Below are 17,008 nucleotides of genomic sequence, written 5' to 3'. Positions count from 1 at the left end.
ATCCTGCAGCAATTCATTTCGGAAGACAGCGTATATCGCTCATTGTATGAGCACCATTTGTCTTTTTCTCAGCTGCATCCTGTTTTCAATCGCAAACCGCTTCAAACCGTATCCAGCGAAAACTACAGATAAAATAAAAGAAAGCGGCAGTCTATTGGGCTAGCCAACAGAATTGCCGCTTTATTCAATATGAGAGTCAGCTTGGTTTCTTCGTATATATAATACCAACCGTACCTGGTCCGCAGTGGCTGCAAATGACACATCCTGCGGTGGAAATGCTGACTTGTCGTGCGCCTGTCTTTTCTTGAAGGGCTTTTTGAAGCATAATTGCTTCCGATTCAGCCATGGTATGTGTAACCATAATAAGATCGTTATCCATATTCTCAACTTGATTCAATGCATTGTTTAGCAACTGTTCCATAGCTTTTTCTTTCTTGCCCCGGACTTTATAAGCGGGGATCATACCGCCATTAACAACCTTGATAACAGGCCGGATCTTCAGTAAACTTCCAATTACATTTTGCATACCGGAGCAGCGTCCGCCTTTATGCAAGTAATCAAGTGTGTCGATGACAAATTCGCATTCGACTTTATCCTTATAGCTATTTAGCATTTCTACAATTTCCGGAATCGAGCGACCTTCTTTCGCCGCATGGACAGCTTTCATGACTAGCAGACCGATCCCAGTGGACAGGTTGCGTGAATCAATAACGGTTATCCGGTCCGGAGCAAGCTCTTCTGCCGCGATGATGGCGTTTTGATAAGTGGAAGACAGCTCTGATGAAATACTAAAAAATATAATGTCGTCTCCTTGTTCGATAAACGGAGAAAATGCAGTAATAAAATCAGATGGTGACGGTGCAGCAGTCTTCGGCAAACTACCTGTTTCTTCAACTTTGGCATATAGCCCCTCAGGTTTAATATCAACTCCGTCTCGGAGTGACTCCTCTCCAAACACAACATAAAGCGGTATGATGCCAATGTCGTGCTCTTGAATCCATGACGACGGTAAGTCACAGGTGCTGTCAGCGAATATTTTTATTTTACCAGACATGAACATCTCCCTTTAACTCTTTCAACTTCTCTTTATTATATCAAGGTTAGATATGATTTCAAAGGCAAGAAAATTCGTCATTGTTTCTCTGTTCCTGCTTCAAGGTAGGTCTTGATAAATTCCAATGCTTTAGCTTCGTTTCCGGATTCTCCGCGAATTCCCGCTATCATTTCCTTTTTAACAATTGGCAGCTCTTCAGCGAGTGGGCTGTCTGTAATATCTATCGCGTAGACTTTCTCCGTGGTGTCTTCCTCCAACTTTGTTTTTATCATCTTATCCGGAGTGACCAGCGACTTCAACTCCCCTTCAAGCTCACGCTCCAGACTTCGAACAATACCTTGATGCCCTACCCAGTCAAAGGCTGCCCGATCCATAATGTATAAATCCGGACGTTCTGTAGCGACCATTAGCAATGCTTTTTGAAGAAGGGCCACATCATTTGGTGAATTGGAATCGATTGGAGGAACATAGGTAACGTTAACTTGAACTCTCTTCCACTCCGGGAATTGTGCCAAGATCGCTTCCTCGATCGGTTCGTAGTTCTGGTCAGCATTGGGGGTCATGAACGAGCCCAGAAACATGACAGATAAATCTACCGGTGGAAGTTTAGCCAGTTCTGCTTGCTCTTGGCGGTGGTTAACGAAACTGAAGATAGCATAAATAAGAATACCAAGGAGCGCGAGTCCACCGAGTACATGGTATTTATAATAGCGGAAGAAATGCTCCGTTTTTTCTACAGTCCCGGCCATACCTTTATATTTCCCGTATTTTTTTCCTTTCTCTTCTTCCAGTTCTCTTCTCTTTTCTTCATCCAAAATATAATTGTATGCTTGTGTTATTTCTGCGAAGCGTTGTTCGACTTCGTCAGCTTTATCCGGATTCCTTCTTTGTTCCGATCGGGCTTGTCGCATAAGAAGGGTATATCGGTCATCCAGTTCTTCATTGGTTGCCGTTTCCGGAAGACCCAGCTTCTCGTATGCCTCTTTCATCTGATTCATGAGTGTGTCACCTCTTCATGTACTGTGAGAGTTTCTTACTTATCAGTATATAGTGTAATGGTCCTATGATACAAACGTTTAGCTAAGCGTAAGGCATAATGTTCAGCTTGTTATGATGACTGGATTTGACTTACGTCAAGGAAATGATGTGAATTTTTTTTGGATTACATTTGAGATGAAGTACAATTTTTAAAAAGACAAGCATATGAATAGACATTCCTACTTTTTTGGAGCTGTTCATTATGCGGTTTATTACAAAATACTTCATTATGATTATCGGGAGTTTCCTGATCGCCGCCGGCACGAATTTCTTTCTCGTTCCGTATAAAATTCTCGATGGCGGGGTCATCGGCATTGCGCTGATCGTTAACTATGTATTTGATTTGCACATCGGTTTTGTCATCATATTGTGCAGTATTCCAATGTTTATGGCCGCTTGGCTGTTAAACCGTTCCATCTTTTATAACAGCTTGACGGGAATGCTTATTTCCTCTTTTGTTATCGATTTATTGTCTCCTTTACGGTCGGTTTTTCATCCTTATCTGGATTGGGGAGCGGTTCCCGGAGCTGTGGCTGGCGGGTTGCTAATCGGGACCGGGCTTGGCATGATGCTGCGATTTGAGACAAGCACGGGCGGAACCGATTTGCTTGCACATTTTCTCGCCCGTCGTATCCAGTTAAATGAAGGAATCATCATTTTATTGATGGATGCCGTTATTATCGGAGTAGGCGGGCTTCTTCTTTCAGGGAGCACCTTCATCCTGTCGATTTTCACGATTGTTTCAGGTGGAGCAGCTACAGGTCTATGCACGATGAAACGATGGCCCCGAAAAAAATAAAACCGCAGTGCGGCATGAATGACGCACTGCGGTTTTGCTAAAAAGCACAGGAGTCAGGAAAGTTTTTGGGCCTCCTGGAAAGCACGAACATAGGCTGCAGCCTTCTCAGAGATCAGATCGAAGTTTCCGCTCTTCACCGCTTCCTTGGTTAGATCTGAACCAATACCGATTGCAAAGGCGCCTGCTTGCACCCACTCAGCCAAATTATCCAGGTTTACACCGCCAGACGGCATAACATTGGCTTGAGGGAGTGGCCCCTGTAGAGAAGAGATGATGGATGGAGAGAAGAGGTTGCCCGGGAACAGTTTGACCACATCAACTCCAAGTTCCAACGCAGCTATGATGTCGTTTGCGGTAAAAGTTCCCGGCATAATCGGAACCCGATATCGATTGCACAGAATAATGCTCTCTTTGTCTAAGCCCGGCGAAACAATAAATTCGGCCCCGGCCAGAATGGCAAGTCTGGCTGTCTCGGAATCAAGAACGGTGCCAGCACCGATGATCGCATAATGATCTGCATCGGGGTCGGTGGATGAATACTTTTTAGATAAAGTAGTAATCGCTTCCATAGCATAAGGAACGGTCATCGTAATCTCCATGATCTTGATTCCGCCTTCAATGGCTTTGTCTGCCATACGAACAACTTCTTCCGGTGAATCGCCTCGCAGTACTGCAACGATACCTGCTTCATGGATTTGCTTGATTAATTTCATCTTTTTCATCGTGTTCACTCCTAATAGTAGTTTCCTGCTTCAGTGCTGTTGTTTCATGATCAGCGCTCAATATGTGTTGTGTTGCCGCGTAAAAGTTCTACTTCGTCCCACGTTGGGAGCGCTTCCCAATCGCCAGGCGCTTGAATAACAAGGGAGCCCGTAAGTCCTGCTAATTCAAGGGATTGTTCGAGAGAATAACCTTTGGATATGCCCCCCAGAAAACCTGCACAGAAGCCGTCGCCCGCACCCACGGTATCGACTACCTGCTCTACCTTGTTAAATGGAATAGATAGGGTATCGTTCTTTCGCACGATCATGTTCTTTGCGTGAAAGCTTTTGATAACGGTTACAGCTTGGAGCTGACAGAGATGTTCCAATATTTCTTCATCGTTGTCCGTTTGATACAAAAGCTTTAATTCATCGTAACCCGGTAAAAAATAGTCACATGATTGCGCCAACTCCAGCAAGACAGCTCGTGCCTGCTGCATGTCCCAAAGCTTCAACCGGACGTTCGGATCAAAGCTGATCTGTACACTGTTTTCTTTGCATATCGAGATGACATGGCGGATCGTATCAAGACAGCTTTCGCTCAGAGCAGCTGTAATTCCCGTGAAATGGACAATATGTGCCTGGGCAATATAATCGGCATCGACCAGATCAGGAGTTAATTTGCTTGCAGCCGAACCTGCACGATAATAATAAACGGACGATTTCCCCCTAAAGGATTCTCGAAGCATTAACCCGGTTGGGGCTTTATCTGTGTATCGAACTCTGGATACGTCTACACCTTCCCCGCGAAGCGTCTTTACAATTCCATGCCCTAGGGGATCTTGCCCCAGTTGTCCAAACCATCCAGCTCTGCATCCTAATCTGGCGAGGCCAATGGCTAGGTTGCTCTCTGCTCCACCGAAAGATTGCGCCATAGTAGCGCCTTGGCCAATCCGGCGGTGTCCTTCCGGATATAACAGTCCCAACGATTCTCCAAACGTGATGACATCATAGGGACGATGTTTTTCAATGGTCATAAACAGGCTGCCTCCTCATACTCACTTCTGTATATGTAACTTCTGTATAAGTAACACTTTAACTCGCTCAAGCCCATAACTCAATGAAAAAAAGCGCTTTCGAGTAAATAAGATTTTGAATGTTTTGAACCTGACTTTATGTGGAAAAAAATAACTCGGTTTAGAAATTTTTTTTGACAAATAATTTATAGATAGACAAATACTGAGGAGGCATATGAAAAAATGCAGGAGTGGCTGGAGGTTGTACTGCGAACGCTATGTGCTGTAGTAGTATTGTTCTTACTTACGAAATTACTTGGTAAACGTCAGATTTCGCAGCTTTCATTTTTTGAATACATTACAGGAATTACAATCGGTAGCTTGGCGGCTTATATTTCATTGGATTTAGATGCCAACTGGTATCTGGGTCTGGTTGCTTTAGCGGCATGGGTAGCCGTATCGCTGCTTATTGAATTTTTACAATTGAAGAGTAAGCGGGTTCGAGATTTTATCGATTTCAAAACAACCGTTTTAGTTCAAAACGGAAAAATACTTGAGGATAAATTGAAGAAGGAACGTTTGACTTCTGACGAATTGATGGAACAGCTTCGAAAAAGAAATGTGTTTGATTTAGCGGATGTCGAGTTTGCGATCATGGAGTCCAGCGGTGAAGTCAATGTGATGCTGGTCAGCGAGAAACAACCGTTGACGCCGATGCATATTGGACTTTCTGTAAGTAAGAAAAATGAGCCGCAAGAGGTGATTATGGATGGAGAGATTATGGAACCTTCACTTTCAGCAGCTGGAAAAAGCAAGGAGTGGTTAAAGCGGGAATTAAACAAGAAGGGGGTTAAACCAGAGGAAGTTTACCTCGGACAAATAGACTCAAACGGTCAGCTGGTTGTGGATTTGTATGATGATCAAATCAGTTTGCCGCAGGTGAGGCAAAAGGCTGCATTGTATGCGAGCTTGAAAAAATGCGAGGCAGATTTGGAAATGTTCAGCTTGGCGGCTCCGACAAAAGAGACAAAGGAGCTGTATACCAATATGGCGAACAGGATACATCAACTGTTAAGTGAAGTGGGGCCTTTGCTAAAGCAAAAAAAGAAATAGGACAGTTATAATTGTGTTCCGTAAGGAATAGGATATCTTTGTGTACTGAATTGGAGCATCCGATACCATCGCAGACAGTCATACACTGGAGCCGGTGGCAGCCGGCTCCAAGAAGGCAACAGCCAGCGGTGCAGGGGGCGAGTATGGTTTAAAATGCTTCAATCAACCGATAAGAAATAGGTTCATTCTGGAGGGAAAGAGCTATTTCTTATTATGGAAAGCAAGCATCGACACAACCAAAGTGGCGAACGAAATCATCAAAGTTAACGCTTCATTCACAGCCATAGATTACACCTCCTATCATTCGCCCCCTTATTAGCTGGTATTGTACTATATAATATGCCAATTGCTTACATAAAAAGAACTAATTACAGGAAGCGCTTTCACGTTTTATTCGAAAATATTTGAAAATATCGTCATAAAGAGTAGATATATTGCGATCTAACACCAGGATATCTTCAAAATGGCAAGTTTATTGGGACATACACTACATACCGGAAGTAAATGATTTCGAAAGAAAAAACAGTGGATCGATCCTTTTTGGAGTGTGTTGTAACAGTAGCACATCTTTATTACGGACAGTTTTTTTGTCGTGTGATAATATAGATGTCACTGATTGATATTGATTAGGAAGGCAGGCCTAAGCATTATAATGAACACAAGGTCGGACAAGTTATTTGAACAAATGAAGGACCAGGTGCTGAACATGATCCTGGAGCGTGGATTAAAGCCTCATGATCCATTGCCCTCGGAAGGAGAGCTTGCGGAACGTTTTGGAGTAAGTCGGATGACAGGGAAGATGGCGCTTCAAGCATTACAGGAGGAAGGAATTGTGTACCGTCTTCCAAGAAGAGGGACCTTTCTTGCGGATATAGAGATAGAAGAGCTTAGACAATCGGCAACGCTAAGGCTGGCATACGATAATAAGCATCTGCGGCGTAACGGTCATTATATTGCTTTGATTGTACCATTGATCGATGATTACATCGGGGGCATGATCACTTCGATAGAGCTGGCTGCCAAGGAGAGAGGATTTGAAGTGGTGCTCAAGGTGACAAGCGATGAAGCCGCTGAGGCTGAAGCGGTGCGAAGTTTGTCCCGGCAGCCCGACATCATGGGGATTTTGCTGTTTCCGGTTGATCGAAAAATATGTGGTGATCATCTTCTTCGCCTGAAGCTTCAAAAATACCCTATCGTTATTCTGGATCGCCAATTCAACGAGGTTGGCTTTGATAGTGTTAGTCATGACCATTATGGCGGAGCTTATGAGGTTACTTCACACCTGCTGCGTACCGGTCACCGGAACATCGGATTTATAACGAGCCATATGGATAAAGTGAAGAGCCGGGAGGAGCGATATCAAGGATATTTGGATGCTCTCCATGAATGGAAAGTGGGCACCCATACAGACCGAATTCTTTTTCTTGAGCTACATGAGGGGAAGTATGAGGAAATAATAGCGCGGCAGATCGCTATTCAGACGTTTTTATACAAAAATCATGAGCTTACAGCCGTATTTTGTTCCGATGATTTTCTCGCGCTTTCTACACTGAATGCGGCTGTTGGTCTCGGACTTAAGGTGCCGGAACAGCTATCGATTGCCGGGTTCTCGAATCACAATATGTTAAAGTATGCTCAGCTGCGTATGACGACTGTTGGCCAGCCGATGAATGACTTTGGTACTTCAGCAGTTCGGTTGCTTATGAATCGTTTAGATTATCCGTATGGTGATCCGGTAGTTGTAAGACTAGGGACCGAATTAATTTTAAATGATTCCACTGTACCTGTAATCAATTGAAGTTATACTTATCGATAAATAATTTGCAGTAATGTCCAATTTTTAACCCTTTTTCCTAGTGAATAGGCTATGATAGAAATATTAACATTAGGGATTATGAAGGGAATTTTATATATATATGAAAAAATTATTGTGCTCATTTGTTGCGGCTGCATTGATTTCATCGGTCATATCCATTTCAGGTAACGTAGATGCTGCACCCTCAGAGGTTCTTATGCTCCGAATGGACGAAAGAATTGAGAAGCTCGATACAGACCCTGTAGTGAAGAATGATACACCTTTTTTGCCGATTTATATGTTAAGAGACTGGTCGGGTGTAAAGCTGAGGTGGGATCAGGAGAGCAAAAGTGTCACGGTTTGGTCCGATGGTGGACAATATGTTATAACAAACGGAAGCAGAACGGTTGTGAACGGGAACAAAAAAGTGATACTTGATACGCCTGTTTATATTACTCATGGCCGAATGATGATTCCAGATTCGCTGCTGGAGCAGATGACGGGTGCTGATGTAAGGTGGGCAAAGGGACATCAGGTTGTTAAGGTGAATTCCAACGGGAGAAGTCCAATTGCGATAGCGGACAACCGTCCGGATGTCAAACTTTATGGGGTAGATGAGAAGGATGGTGTTTATCAAGAGCTTATATTGGAAATAGGCAATAAACGTCATAAGTATGATTGGAAAACTCCGCTTGGTTGGAAGGAAATCCCTCAGGTGACCGTAGCAGATTTGAATCAGGATGATGAGCCTGAAGTGGTCATTTTGCTGAATCAAGGCTCAGGAACAGGAGTGCACTCACAGGATGTTCATGTGGTGAATCCGGTAAACTTCGAGGAAATCCCTGTCGAGTCTCTGGAAGAAACGGTGGCACAATGGGTTACATCGGAGCTGAAAGTAGATGGCAACAATCTTCATGTTTCTGTTGATATTAAAGGTACAGATCACAACATAACGATGAATATACCGGATCATGCTTTTACAGATATGACTGAACTGGGATTTGGTGCTGTTGATTACCATTCTGTTAAGAATAACAAGCTGGTGTTGCGTACAGGCGCTGCTATTTATTTCGGTGTATTTATCGGTGATTTGGAGATCACCTATGAATTCCGTGATGGACGCTATATAGCCGGAGAAGTCGAATTTATTCCATTTGAGGAATATAAGCAGTATGTGCAATAGTCATAAACCATTACAGTGAAATAGAAAAGAACTGTCCTTGAGATTGAAAGGCTGCTTATTAGGACAGTTCTTTATAGGTTTTGACTTCTTGCTTGTCTGAAACTTGTTTTTTTGAGTGAAAGAGCGTTACGATCCAATAGTACACAGGGATGCACTCGACAATGATCCAAAATAAGACAACAGGCAAAGAGTTTACTTGGATCTGATAAAGGATAGGATCACGCGAGAATTGAAAGGCAGCTACCGTGGCGGTGCCCCCGAGCAGAGTGACAAAAGTCTTCTGTAGATTTGGTGTGCGAAAAACTTTGGCAAGGCACAGGGAAGCGACATGGATCAGAAAGGCGCTGTGTATAAACATAGAGCTTGACCACAAACCAATGATCAGTGGATCGGTATTTCCCATTATTCCTGTCACTGAACTTCTTAGCAATTCGATTAGTGGGTACTGCATCATTTTTCCAAGATGGGGTCCGAAATTCAAGAAGGTTAATGCCCATTGGAGTGTGACCGCAAGTATAACGAGCAGCCCTGCACAAAATAAGTTTCTCATTGTTCTCCAGCCGATTTTCAAGTAAGGTGCAATGAACAAAAACACGCCCCATTCTCCAAGATAAGACAGGACTGTCAACGTATCTACTGAAAGAGAATCATAACCGTGAGGTGAAAAGAATCCGGTGAGCATGTTCGGATCGGCATCTTTAACGAATGAGCTTATCGTTAGTACCAAGACTATAACGGTTAGCAAAAACAAGCCATCGGACAGATAAACGATCGTTCTAAATCCCCAGCGCGCTGTAATAATGATCACGATCCCGAGAATGGCCTGGATGAACCACTGTGGTGTGTTTTCCATATAATTGGAGCCATAGAATAAGGTGAAGCTTTCAATATCTACAGCTGCATACGATACAGCCCAATAAGATAGGAGCAGTAGAATCAGAACGTGGATCCATTTGGACACAAGCTCTTCTCCGAAATCCAGCCACGGTTTCTCGGGGTTCCACATACCGACCCGAACCGTACACCATAGAATCAAGAAGCTTAAAATACTTCCGAATAAGATGGCAAGCCAGCCTAAATAGGATGAATTGCTTATCAATGTGGTAATCAGGTAAGTCGAAGGCTGAGAGTTGAGATATAGAAAGGCAAAGCGAAATGTTTGCCAGGGTGTTGTTTTCATAGCTATCTCTCGTTACCTCCAGTCGTGGTTTTATAAAATCCAGCTAAAAGCCATATAGATGATATCGAATGGATCTGCCCACCAAGGTAATAGATTGGCGCATATATTCCAAGCTGTGAACAGTACAATGACGAGCAGCATCATCCATTTCTCACGTTTAGGCTTGGCTTTAACAAGAAACCAGTCCAATAGAGCGATGCAGGCAAAAAACAAAGCCAACATGCTGAAGACCTCCTAACGAAATAGAGTGATGATCTTTTTAATCAGGAGGTTGATGCTCCTGAATGACGGACCATTATTTTCGTTTTCACATCAATTTGGATATCATCCTTATAGCGGTCGTCCCAGTTGACAACGAACTCACTCCATATTTTCGGGTATTTTGCTTCAATCATATTTCCAAACTGCAAGACATCTGTACCTAGCTCTTTGGTTACACGCAGTGCGTTTTCCATATCGGTACGGATCATCTGTTCCAGTTCATGTGTAATAATTTTGTTAACTTCTACAGGTGTGCGATTCCCGGAATCCTTTAGAAGAATCAGATCACCGGTACCTTTTAATTTCACAGTAAACGCAGGACCTGAATCGGTCATATGAAGCTCCTTTTTAGCTTTTGTATTTATAAAAAGAACGCTTGCTTTGCTTTTACCGCCATCCCAGGTTACCGTATAAAGTGGCTTGCGGATGTGGTTTAAAGCCCAGGCCAATGCTTTCGTTTCTTTTTCACTCATCACGCCTTTCATTTTGTCTTTGTGAAATAAAGCAGCGCCCTCTATGCCGGTCCACCTCTCCAACTTCTCCTTTTCGCTCAATAATGGTTTAAGCTCACTGTTTACATAAGTGAGGGCAAACCCTTGGCCTCCCAGCATTCCAAATAAACAATCTCTGGCGGTTGTTGCCAGCGCGTTGTTTAACACTTCAAATCGCATTAATACAGAAGAGGGCATTTGTTCAAATACCGGTGCTAATTCAGCGATTTGTTTGGCCTTTCCTTCAGACGCCAGCAAGAAGGAGCTAAAGTTTAGTGAAGGTTCCCTTAGAATCCAGTCGAGGACATCCCGGATCCCCGACTCTGCAAACTCTCGGCTAATGACAACAACACGGGTATGGCTGAAATCCAACTGTCTTGTTGCATCTCTTTGGATGGCATTGATCGTTTCCGGTATCGAGTTTCCCGTTTTGTTGATCATAGTATAGGGGGTTCCGTCATTGCTGCCTCCTGTTTGTTTGCCGGGGGACAAGCGATTGGGTAATGGAGAACCTAGGGTGACCTCGACAGAATCCGGCTGTTCGCCTTTGTCAATAAAAATAGCAAAAACAAACATTTGCTCGTTGATCTCCACTTTGGACCAGCATCCGGTAAGCAGCAACAGGGGGAGAATGACTTTACAAAGACGTAAGGCATTCATTTATGCGTCTGTCTCCTTTTGTTTTTTGAAGCAAAATTGGCGGGTCGTTTGGTCATCCAATATGAAGGAACACGAACCAGCATGTCTTTCCAGTCTGAAAATACAAGAGGGGAAAGTGGATACATGTAAGGTGTGCCGAATGTGTTCAATGAAGTCAGATGTCCATATACGATAAAGGTTGCTGCAAGCACTCCAAGCAGTCCGGTTGTACCACCAAGTATAAGTAAAGGAAATCTTAACAGTCGAAAGGCTAACCCCAGTTCGTAATGCGGAACAATGTAAGCGGCAATTCCTGTGATGGAAACAACAATGACCATGGGCGTTGAAACGATACCTGCCTCAACAGCAGCTTGGCCGATAACGATCGCGCCGATAATGGAAATGGTCTGACCGACTGGCTTGGGAATTCGCGTTCCCGCTTCCCGAAGTGCTTCGAAAGTAAGCTCCATAATGAATGCTTCCGTTAATGCGGAGAAGGGGATGTTCTCGCGAGCTGCTGCAATTGTAATGAGCAGATCCGTTGGAATGATTTCCGGTTGAAACGTAGTGATCGCCACATAAAGTGAGGGCAGCATTAATGAGACCAGAGCGAACATAACCCGGATGATACGCATCCAGCTGGCAGAATAAAAGCTTTGATAATAATCCTCCGATGATTGCAGTAACGAAAAAATAGATACCGGCACAATAAGCGTCGATGGAGTGCCATCGAGCATGATGCTCACCCTGCCCTCTAACAGGGAGGAGGCAACGGAATCAGGCCGCTCTGTATATTGAAACTGAGGGAATGGAGTCAGTCGGCTAGCTTTAAACTGCTCGGATATATAACCCATACCAAAAATGCCGTCTATGTCTATTTTTTTTAATTGTTCATCCAATTCATCCAATACTTCCTGTTTGCATAATCCTTCGATATAAAGGACGTAAACAGTAGTCTGGGTGTAAGATCCGATCGTGTAATGAACGACTTTCAAATCAGGATGTTTAATTTTGTGTCTGATAAGAGACAGATTGACTTCAATGTCTTCGATGAAAGCTTCTCTCGGTCCAATGACAACCTGTTCGTTCTGAGATTCCTCGACCGCTCTGGTATGATACATGGGGATATCAAACAGAATGACGTGAGAGTATCCTGCGACGTATACAGCGGCGCTGCCCTTTACAATACAATTCGCTATATTCTCAGGATCTGAGTTTTGGGTATAGGGAGCCGTAAAAATAGCCCCTTCATCCAACGTTTTTCTCAAGTTTTTAGGATTGGACAGGCTTAGGGACAATAATGGGGTCGCGATTTGTTCCTGCAGCATCTGGAGATTGATGATGGATTGAATATAAATGACAGTGCATTCATGCCCCTGCACATGAATCGGCAAATATGTAACGTCATCGCAATTCGTCAGCTTTTGTTGGATATCTTGAAGCAGGTGATTAGCATGATCCATCGTTTCGCCCTCCTTTGAAAACATGTTAACGATAGGTATTGTTTATATCATGCCGGCAGTGTGCTCAAGTTATGCAAAAATGAAGAATATTTGGGTAGAAAGAAAAAAACAAGCAACCTTTTTTTGAACTGCCCCTCCAACTGTTAGAGTATGTCTAACTTTTGGGGGTCACTTCATTCGGTGGCTTGTTTTTTGACGAGATTAGATTTTGCTAAGGCTCAAAGTTTGATTGTAAGCTCAAGGATGTTTCTGTTTAATATACGGGTCATAACCTTTAGCTCTGATCGCTTCAACCAGTTCTGGGCTCATGCTCAAATATCTTATTTCATTAGATTTGTAATTTACACTAATGGTAAAGAATTCGTTTTTATTCCCGATAACATTTCCTTCTAATACGACTGCAGTAGCTACGTGAGTTGGATGTATTTTGTCTTTCGTTATTTCGACATCTAGCTTATATTTGTTTTTCAAATATTTCATGGCCGTAGCTTTTGCCTTTTCAATGATGTCTTTGTTTTTAGCGCTTTCAGTGACATGGTTACTTATGATTTGTTGACATTGTCCTAGTAGAAAAATAATAACGATAAAGAAAAACAAGTTCATAATGACTCTGGATTTGGAAGCAAGTATGTTACTGAAGCGTGTCATGATATGCCATCTATTTGTTTCATATGTTGAATGTATCGGAGCAGTTCCGCTTTTTGCTGCTCGATCTCCTGGATTTTGCGTGACATATCTTCAAAGAAAGTTTCAATCCGGTTTCTGAGCACATTTGCTGAATGTCCCTTCCAGTCGTGCAGACGGTTGTAGAGCGCTTTGGCTTCCTGTACATCTGCACGTATGGTTACAAGCAGATTGGATAGTTCTCGTTCTGCCTGCTGCAAGTCGTTTAATTCAAGAAGAATTTCTCCGTTCAAATTAGACCCTCCCCCGGGGTGTTATATTCTCTCTGTTACCCGTAGTTACGAGCTGTTATCGGTTTGTTCAAACAAGTCAGCTTTATGATTAATATAGTATAGGATTTCATTAGTATGCTGGAGATGTGACTGACTCATGGAGACAATGGCTGTATCCAGCTGTTGAATGATTGGCTGAAGGCGCCGACTGTGGCTGGAATACAGATAGGTGGATAGACGCTGACGAATTCCTTCCAGCTCAGCATGACATTGCTGTGCATTGAACTTCCAACGCTCTGCCACATTTCGCAGTTCCGCGGGCGTAACCTGAATGGTTCCTGCTCCGGATGCTGATCTTACACTTGCAGATACATAGGCTCCGGTGGCAAGAGCTATATTATGGAGAGCTGTCATTTTGTTACCCATTTCGTTAATCATCATCTTTACTCCACCCAAGAAGCCGATTGTAGAAGGGACACGTGGTGAATCAACCTGTTCACCGGTTTTACCATCAAATACCGGATTGGAAATATACCCATCTTCAAATTTGTAGCGGTCAAGACTGTGATAGCTAGGGCCTCCAAACGAGTTTTTCACTTTTTCCTTAATGCTCACCCCGTCGTTGGCATCTTCATAGTTGGAGTCAATATAATAAGTCGAGCCTACATGACCTTCATACCCGCCAAAAGCACCGCTTGCGACGATGTCTCCGGGATGAGCAAAGTTGGTGATTTGATAGTCAAACCCACCCTCCTCAGCTTTTCTTCTAGCTTCCGGTGTCAGACTGCCAATAATGGAGGGGGCACTGAAGGTGACCGCATCCATATCGGTATAGGCAGCGGCATATTGTGCATTCGCTCCGCCCAGAGAATGACCTGTTAAGGTAAAATCAAGGTCTGGATATTTACTTTGCATTTCTTTAGCGTAGTCTTCGGCTTGATAAAACTGATTCCTTTCTGGAAATTGCATGAATTTATCTATCTCTTTTGCAGCTTCACCTGTCCAGTTATTCAACTTGGTAATACCAACTGCATCTTCAAATTTGGTTATTTGCTCATCCCAAGGCATTTTAATTTCGGTTTTTCTATTTACTTCTGCCAGACCAATATCGATATCTTTTAAAAAATCCGGTACCGAATGAACGAGTTCTTTGTCCCCCTCTGTTCCTCTGAAGGCGATCACTGCCTGCTTTGTTTCATTATTTACGAAAGTAACGGCATCAAAGCCGGAGACTGCTTTGCTTTCTGTATCTAATACAATCCATCCCGGGAGGTTCTTAAAAGCTCGGTTATCTTTGTGTTCACCATAAGCAATGTCGGACATTATTTTGTAGGTTTCATCATCGATCTTGGACGACATAGTCAAGTTAAATACCTCCAGAAATTATTATTTTTTTTTATCAAAAGGTTCATATCCCTTGGCTCTAATCGCTTCAACCAGCTCTGGACTCATGCCGAAATTAGATGTTTCATTCGTTGTATAGTTCACAGTTATACTGAAGTTTTGTTCTTTATTCCCAACTACATTTCCCTCAAGGATAACTTTTTGAGCTATATAATCAGGAAGTATTTTTTCTTCTGTTATCTCGACTTCCAGCTCATACTCAGCTTTTAAATGCTTTATAGCTGTAGCCTTAGCCTGCTCTATAATCTTCTCGTCCTTACTGTCACTGTCAGCGTTATTGTTTTTGTCCATTGGTTGACATCCTCCCAGCAATAAAATAATTAAGAGAAAACCAGTCATTGCTAATAACGATTTGTTTTTAATAACAATCAACCCCTTCAATGATTAATTACTTTTCTTTGTCAAAAGGTTCATATCCCTTGGTTCTAATCGCCTCAACAAGTTCTGGGCTCATCGAAAAATCTGATGTTTGATTTGTTTCATAATTTACACTAATACCAAAACTTTGATCTTCATTCCCGATCACATTTCCTTCCAAAATGACTTCTATAGCTACATATGTTGGAAGCATTTTCGCTTTCGTTATTTCGACCTCCAGCTCATACTTACTTTTTAAATGCTTGATAGCTGTAGCTTTAGCCTGTTCAATAATCTTTTCGTCCTTTGCTCTCACGGTTAGCGCCATTGTTTTTGTTTACTTGCTGACATCCCCCAAGCAATAAAATAATTATTAGAATACCTATCAAAGTAATGAACGATCTGGCTTTAATAACGATCACTCCTTTATGAAGCGGCCGGATTTAATGAATTTAAATAACTATTAGTTATTTGTATGGATCAACCCCATTGGAAATAATGCTTTCTTCAAGTTCCGGACTCATTACAAAGTCCGAAGTTTTTTGAGTCTTGTAGTTTACAGAAATATTGAAACTCTGATCTTCATGGCCAACGACATGACCTTCTAAATCAACTTCTGTGGCTACATAAGATGGAAGTTTTTTTTGTTCCGTAATCTCGACGTCCAAGTTATATTTTTCTTTAAAAAATTGAATAGCAATGGCCTTGGTTTCATTCATGGTGTCTTTATCTCCGGTATTAGCTTTAGTGTCCATTGGTTGACATCCTCCAAGCAATAATATAATTAAGAAAAAACCAATCATAGCAATTAACGACTTGGTTTTAATAACGATCAACCCCTTCAACGATTAGTTGTTTTTTCTTTGTCAAAAGGCTCATACCCCTCGGTCTTAATCATCTCAACAAGTTCTGGGCTCATGCCGAAATTAGATGTTTCATTCGTTGTATAGTTCACAGTTATACTGAAGTGTTGTTCTTTATTCCCAACTACATTTCCTTCAAAGATAACTTTTTGAGCTATATAATCAGGAAGTTTTTTTTCTCCTGTTATCTCGACTTCCAGCTCATACTCAGCTTTTAAATGTTTAATGGCTGTAGCTTTAGCCTGTTCAATGATCTTCTCGTCTTTGTTGTCACTGTTAGTAATATTGTTTTTGTTTATTTGCTGACATCCCCCAAGTAATAAAATAAGTATGATAAAACCAATCATAGTTATGAATGATCTGATTTTAATAACAATCACCCTTTCAACGATTAGTTGTTTTTTCTTTGTCAAAAGGCTCATATCCCTTGGCTCTAATCGCCTCAACAAGTTCAGGACTCATCGAAAAATCTGATGTTTGATTTGTTTCATAATTTACACTAATACCAAAGCTTTGATCTTCATTCCCGATCACATTTCCTTCCAAAATGACTTCTAGAGCCACATATGTTGGAAGCATTTTCGCTTTCGTTATCTCGACCTCCAGCTCATACTTGCTTTTTAAATGCTTGATAGCTGTAGCTTTAGCCTGTTCAATGATTTCTTCGTCCTTGCCGCCACTGTTACCGGCATTGTTTTTATCCAATGGCTGACATCCTCCAAGCAAAAAAGGATTACTGCCAGACCAAGAATGAA

21 protein-coding genes are annotated in these 17,008 nt (G+C 42.4%); 4 read left to right on the top strand and 17 right to left on the bottom strand.

Annotation, left to right across the window (positions count from 1 at the left end):
* Positions 1 to 196 precede the first annotated feature (196 nt).
* Together C8268_RS04195 and C8268_RS04190 are read right to left on the bottom strand one after the other, a co-directional pair.
* Complete coding sequence (locus C8268_RS04195; protein WP_106766517.1) at positions 197 to 1,054, bottom strand: DegV family protein; 858 nt, start codon at positions 1,052 to 1,054, stop codon at positions 197 to 199.
* Positions 1,055 to 1,131: 77 nt separating this feature from the next.
* Positions 1,132 to 2,052 (bottom strand): J domain-containing protein, encoded by a 921-nt coding sequence (locus tag C8268_RS04190; RefSeq protein WP_106766516.1) that lies wholly within the window; start codon positions 2,050 to 2,052, stop codon positions 1,132 to 1,134.
* 242 nt (positions 2,053 to 2,294) lie between these two features.
* Here C8268_RS04190 and C8268_RS04185 point away from each other — a divergent pair, with 242 nt between their 5' ends.
* Positions 2,295 to 2,891 (top strand): YitT family protein, encoded by a 597-nt coding sequence (locus tag C8268_RS04185; protein WP_106766515.1) that lies wholly within the window; start codon positions 2,295 to 2,297, stop codon positions 2,889 to 2,891.
* Positions 2,892 to 2,944: 53 nt separating this feature from the next.
* Here C8268_RS04185 and C8268_RS04180 read toward each other — a convergent pair whose 3' ends face one another.
* Together C8268_RS04180 and C8268_RS04175 are read right to left on the bottom strand one after the other, a co-directional pair.
* Complete coding sequence (locus tag C8268_RS04180; RefSeq protein WP_106766514.1) at positions 2,945 to 3,613, bottom strand: bifunctional 2-keto-4-hydroxyglutarate aldolase/2-keto-3-deoxy-6-phosphogluconate aldolase; 669 nt, start codon at positions 3,611 to 3,613, stop codon at positions 2,945 to 2,947.
* A gap of 50 nt (positions 3,614 to 3,663) precedes the next feature.
* Positions 3,664 to 4,629 (bottom strand): sugar kinase, encoded by a 966-nt coding sequence (locus C8268_RS04175; protein WP_106766513.1) that lies wholly within the window; start codon positions 4,627 to 4,629, stop codon positions 3,664 to 3,666.
* Between the two features lie 222 nt (positions 4,630 to 4,851).
* Between C8268_RS04175 and C8268_RS04170 the strand changes: the two genes are divergently transcribed.
* Entirely contained in the window at positions 4,852 to 5,721 is an 870-nt protein-coding gene (locus C8268_RS04170; protein ID WP_106766512.1) for a DUF421 domain-containing protein, read from the top strand.
* Between the two features lie 201 nt (positions 5,722 to 5,922).
* On the opposite strand, the gene C8268_RS23470 is transcribed toward C8268_RS04170, so the two are convergent.
* Complete coding sequence (locus tag C8268_RS23470; RefSeq protein WP_420094267.1) at positions 5,923 to 6,006, bottom strand: putative holin-like toxin; 84 nt, start codon at positions 6,004 to 6,006, stop codon at positions 5,923 to 5,925.
* Between the two features lie 367 nt (positions 6,007 to 6,373).
* Here C8268_RS23470 and C8268_RS04165 point away from each other — a divergent pair, with 367 nt between their 5' ends.
* Both C8268_RS04165 and C8268_RS04160 read left to right on the top strand, forming a co-directional pair.
* Positions 6,374 to 7,519, top strand: coding sequence for a GntR family transcriptional regulator (locus tag C8268_RS04165; protein WP_106766511.1), 1,146 nt, complete (start codon positions 6,374 to 6,376; stop codon positions 7,517 to 7,519).
* Between the two features lie 118 nt (positions 7,520 to 7,637).
* Positions 7,638 to 8,699, top strand: a complete 1,062-nt coding sequence (locus C8268_RS04160; protein ID WP_106766510.1) for a copper amine oxidase N-terminal domain-containing protein — start codon at positions 7,638 to 7,640, stop codon at positions 8,697 to 8,699.
* A 58-nt stretch (positions 8,700 to 8,757) separates the two neighbouring features.
* Here the strand turns inward: C8268_RS04160 and C8268_RS04155 are convergent, their stop codons facing one another.
* The 12 genes from C8268_RS04155 to C8268_RS04100 form a co-directional block, all read right to left on the bottom strand.
* Complete coding sequence (locus tag C8268_RS04155; RefSeq protein WP_106766509.1) at positions 8,758 to 9,879, bottom strand: GerAB/ArcD/ProY family transporter; 1,122 nt, start codon at positions 9,877 to 9,879, stop codon at positions 8,758 to 8,760.
* Positions 9,880 to 9,909: 30 nt separating this feature from the next.
* Positions 9,910 to 10,101: a hypothetical protein gene (locus tag C8268_RS04150; protein ID WP_106766508.1), complete on the bottom strand. Its 192-nt coding sequence runs from the start codon at positions 10,099 to 10,101 to the stop codon at positions 9,910 to 9,912.
* A 41-nt stretch (positions 10,102 to 10,142) separates the two neighbouring features.
* The gene (locus C8268_RS04145; protein WP_106766507.1) at positions 10,143 to 11,291 is read right to left on the bottom strand and encodes a Ger(x)C family spore germination protein; all 1,149 of its coding nucleotides are present in this window, start codon (positions 11,289 to 11,291) and stop codon (positions 10,143 to 10,145) included.
* A complete protein-coding gene (locus C8268_RS04140) occupies positions 11,288 to 12,733 on the bottom strand; it encodes a spore germination protein (protein WP_106766506.1) in 1,446 nt (481 codons plus the stop codon). The genes C8268_RS04145 and C8268_RS04140 overlap by 4 nt, the downstream gene beginning before the upstream one ends.
* Positions 12,734 to 12,970: 237 nt before the next feature.
* On the bottom strand, positions 12,971 to 13,381 hold the full coding sequence (locus C8268_RS04135) for a hypothetical protein (RefSeq protein ID WP_106766505.1): 411 nt from the start codon (positions 13,379 to 13,381) through the stop codon (positions 12,971 to 12,973).
* Positions 13,378 to 13,650, bottom strand: coding sequence for a hypothetical protein (locus tag C8268_RS04130; protein ID WP_106766504.1), 273 nt, complete (start codon positions 13,648 to 13,650; stop codon positions 13,378 to 13,380). The genes C8268_RS04135 and C8268_RS04130 overlap by 4 nt, the downstream gene beginning before the upstream one ends.
* Positions 13,651 to 13,695: 45 nt before the next feature.
* Positions 13,696 to 14,988, bottom strand: a complete 1,293-nt coding sequence (locus tag C8268_RS04125) for a Tle-like phospholipase domain-containing protein (protein WP_106766503.1) — start codon at positions 14,986 to 14,988, stop codon at positions 13,696 to 13,698.
* Positions 14,989 to 15,015: 27 nt separating this feature from the next.
* Entirely contained in the window at positions 15,016 to 15,324 is a 309-nt protein-coding gene (locus C8268_RS04120) for a hypothetical protein (RefSeq protein WP_106766502.1), read from the bottom strand.
* Between the two features lie 97 nt (positions 15,325 to 15,421).
* Positions 15,422 to 15,706: a hypothetical protein gene (locus C8268_RS04115; RefSeq protein WP_234032665.1), complete on the bottom strand. Its 285-nt coding sequence runs from the start codon at positions 15,704 to 15,706 to the stop codon at positions 15,422 to 15,424.
* Positions 15,707 to 15,857: 151 nt separating this feature from the next.
* Entirely contained in the window at positions 15,858 to 16,145 is a 288-nt protein-coding gene (locus C8268_RS04110) for a hypothetical protein (RefSeq protein WP_106766500.1), read from the bottom strand.
* Positions 16,146 to 16,231: 86 nt separating this feature from the next.
* A complete protein-coding gene (locus C8268_RS04105) occupies positions 16,232 to 16,666 on the bottom strand; it encodes a hypothetical protein (protein WP_234032664.1) in 435 nt (144 codons plus the stop codon).
* Positions 16,638 to 16,958: a hypothetical protein gene (locus C8268_RS04100; protein ID WP_106766499.1), complete on the bottom strand. Its 321-nt coding sequence runs from the start codon at positions 16,956 to 16,958 to the stop codon at positions 16,638 to 16,640. The genes C8268_RS04105 and C8268_RS04100 overlap by 29 nt, the downstream gene beginning before the upstream one ends.
* Between the last annotated feature and the right edge of the window lie 50 nt (positions 16,959 to 17,008).

This window comes from Paenibacillus faecalis (assembly GCF_900289175.1).
In the GTDB taxonomy this organism is placed as follows: Bacteria; Bacillota; Bacilli; order Paenibacillales; family Paenibacillaceae; genus Paenibacillus_AQ; species Paenibacillus_AQ faecalis.
This window is presented reverse-complemented; position numbering and strand designations above follow the sequence as displayed.

Coding starts and splice junctions, on each gene's coding strand:
- C8268_RS04195 (WP_106766517.1), bottom strand. CDS start 1,054: ATGTCTGGTAAAATAAAAATATTCGCTGACAGCACCTGTGACTTACCG.
- C8268_RS04190 (WP_106766516.1), bottom strand. CDS start 2,052: ATGAATCAGATGAAAGAGGCATACGAGAAGCTGGGTCTTCCGGAAACG.
- C8268_RS04185 (WP_106766515.1), top strand. CDS start 2,295: ATGCGGTTTATTACAAAATACTTCATTATGATTATCGGGAGTTTCCTG.
- C8268_RS04180 (WP_106766514.1), bottom strand. CDS start 3,613: ATGAAAAAGATGAAATTAATCAAGCAAATCCATGAAGCAGGTATCGTT.
- C8268_RS04175 (WP_106766513.1), bottom strand. CDS start 4,629: ATGACCATTGAAAAACATCGTCCCTATGATGTCATCACGTTTGGAGAA.
- C8268_RS04170 (WP_106766512.1), top strand. CDS start 4,852: ATGCAGGAGTGGCTGGAGGTTGTACTGCGAACGCTATGTGCTGTAGTA.
- C8268_RS23470 (WP_420094267.1), bottom strand. CDS start 6,006: ATGGCTGTGAATGAAGCGTTAACTTTGATGATTTCGTTCGCCACTTTG.
- C8268_RS04165 (WP_106766511.1), top strand. CDS start 6,374: ATGAACACAAGGTCGGACAAGTTATTTGAACAAATGAAGGACCAGGTG.
- C8268_RS04160 (WP_106766510.1), top strand. CDS start 7,638: ATGAAAAAATTATTGTGCTCATTTGTTGCGGCTGCATTGATTTCATCG.
- C8268_RS04155 (WP_106766509.1), bottom strand. CDS start 9,879: ATGAAAACAACACCCTGGCAAACATTTCGCTTTGCCTTTCTATATCTC.
- C8268_RS04150 (WP_106766508.1), bottom strand. CDS start 10,101: ATGTTGGCTTTGTTTTTTGCCTGCATCGCTCTATTGGACTGGTTTCTT.
- C8268_RS04145 (WP_106766507.1), bottom strand. CDS start 11,291: ATGAATGCCTTACGTCTTTGTAAAGTCATTCTCCCCCTGTTGCTGCTT.
- C8268_RS04140 (WP_106766506.1), bottom strand. CDS start 12,733: ATGGATCATGCTAATCACCTGCTTCAAGATATCCAACAAAAGCTGACG.
- C8268_RS04135 (WP_106766505.1), bottom strand. CDS start 13,381: ATGACACGCTTCAGTAACATACTTGCTTCCAAATCCAGAGTCATTATG.
- C8268_RS04125 (WP_106766503.1), bottom strand. CDS start 14,988: ATGTCGTCCAAGATCGATGATGAAACCTACAAAATAATGTCCGACATT.
- C8268_RS04120 (WP_106766502.1), bottom strand. CDS start 15,324: ATGGACAAAAACAATAACGCTGACAGTGACAGTAAGGACGAGAAGATT.
- C8268_RS04110 (WP_106766500.1), bottom strand. CDS start 16,145: ATGGACACTAAAGCTAATACCGGAGATAAAGACACCATGAATGAAACC.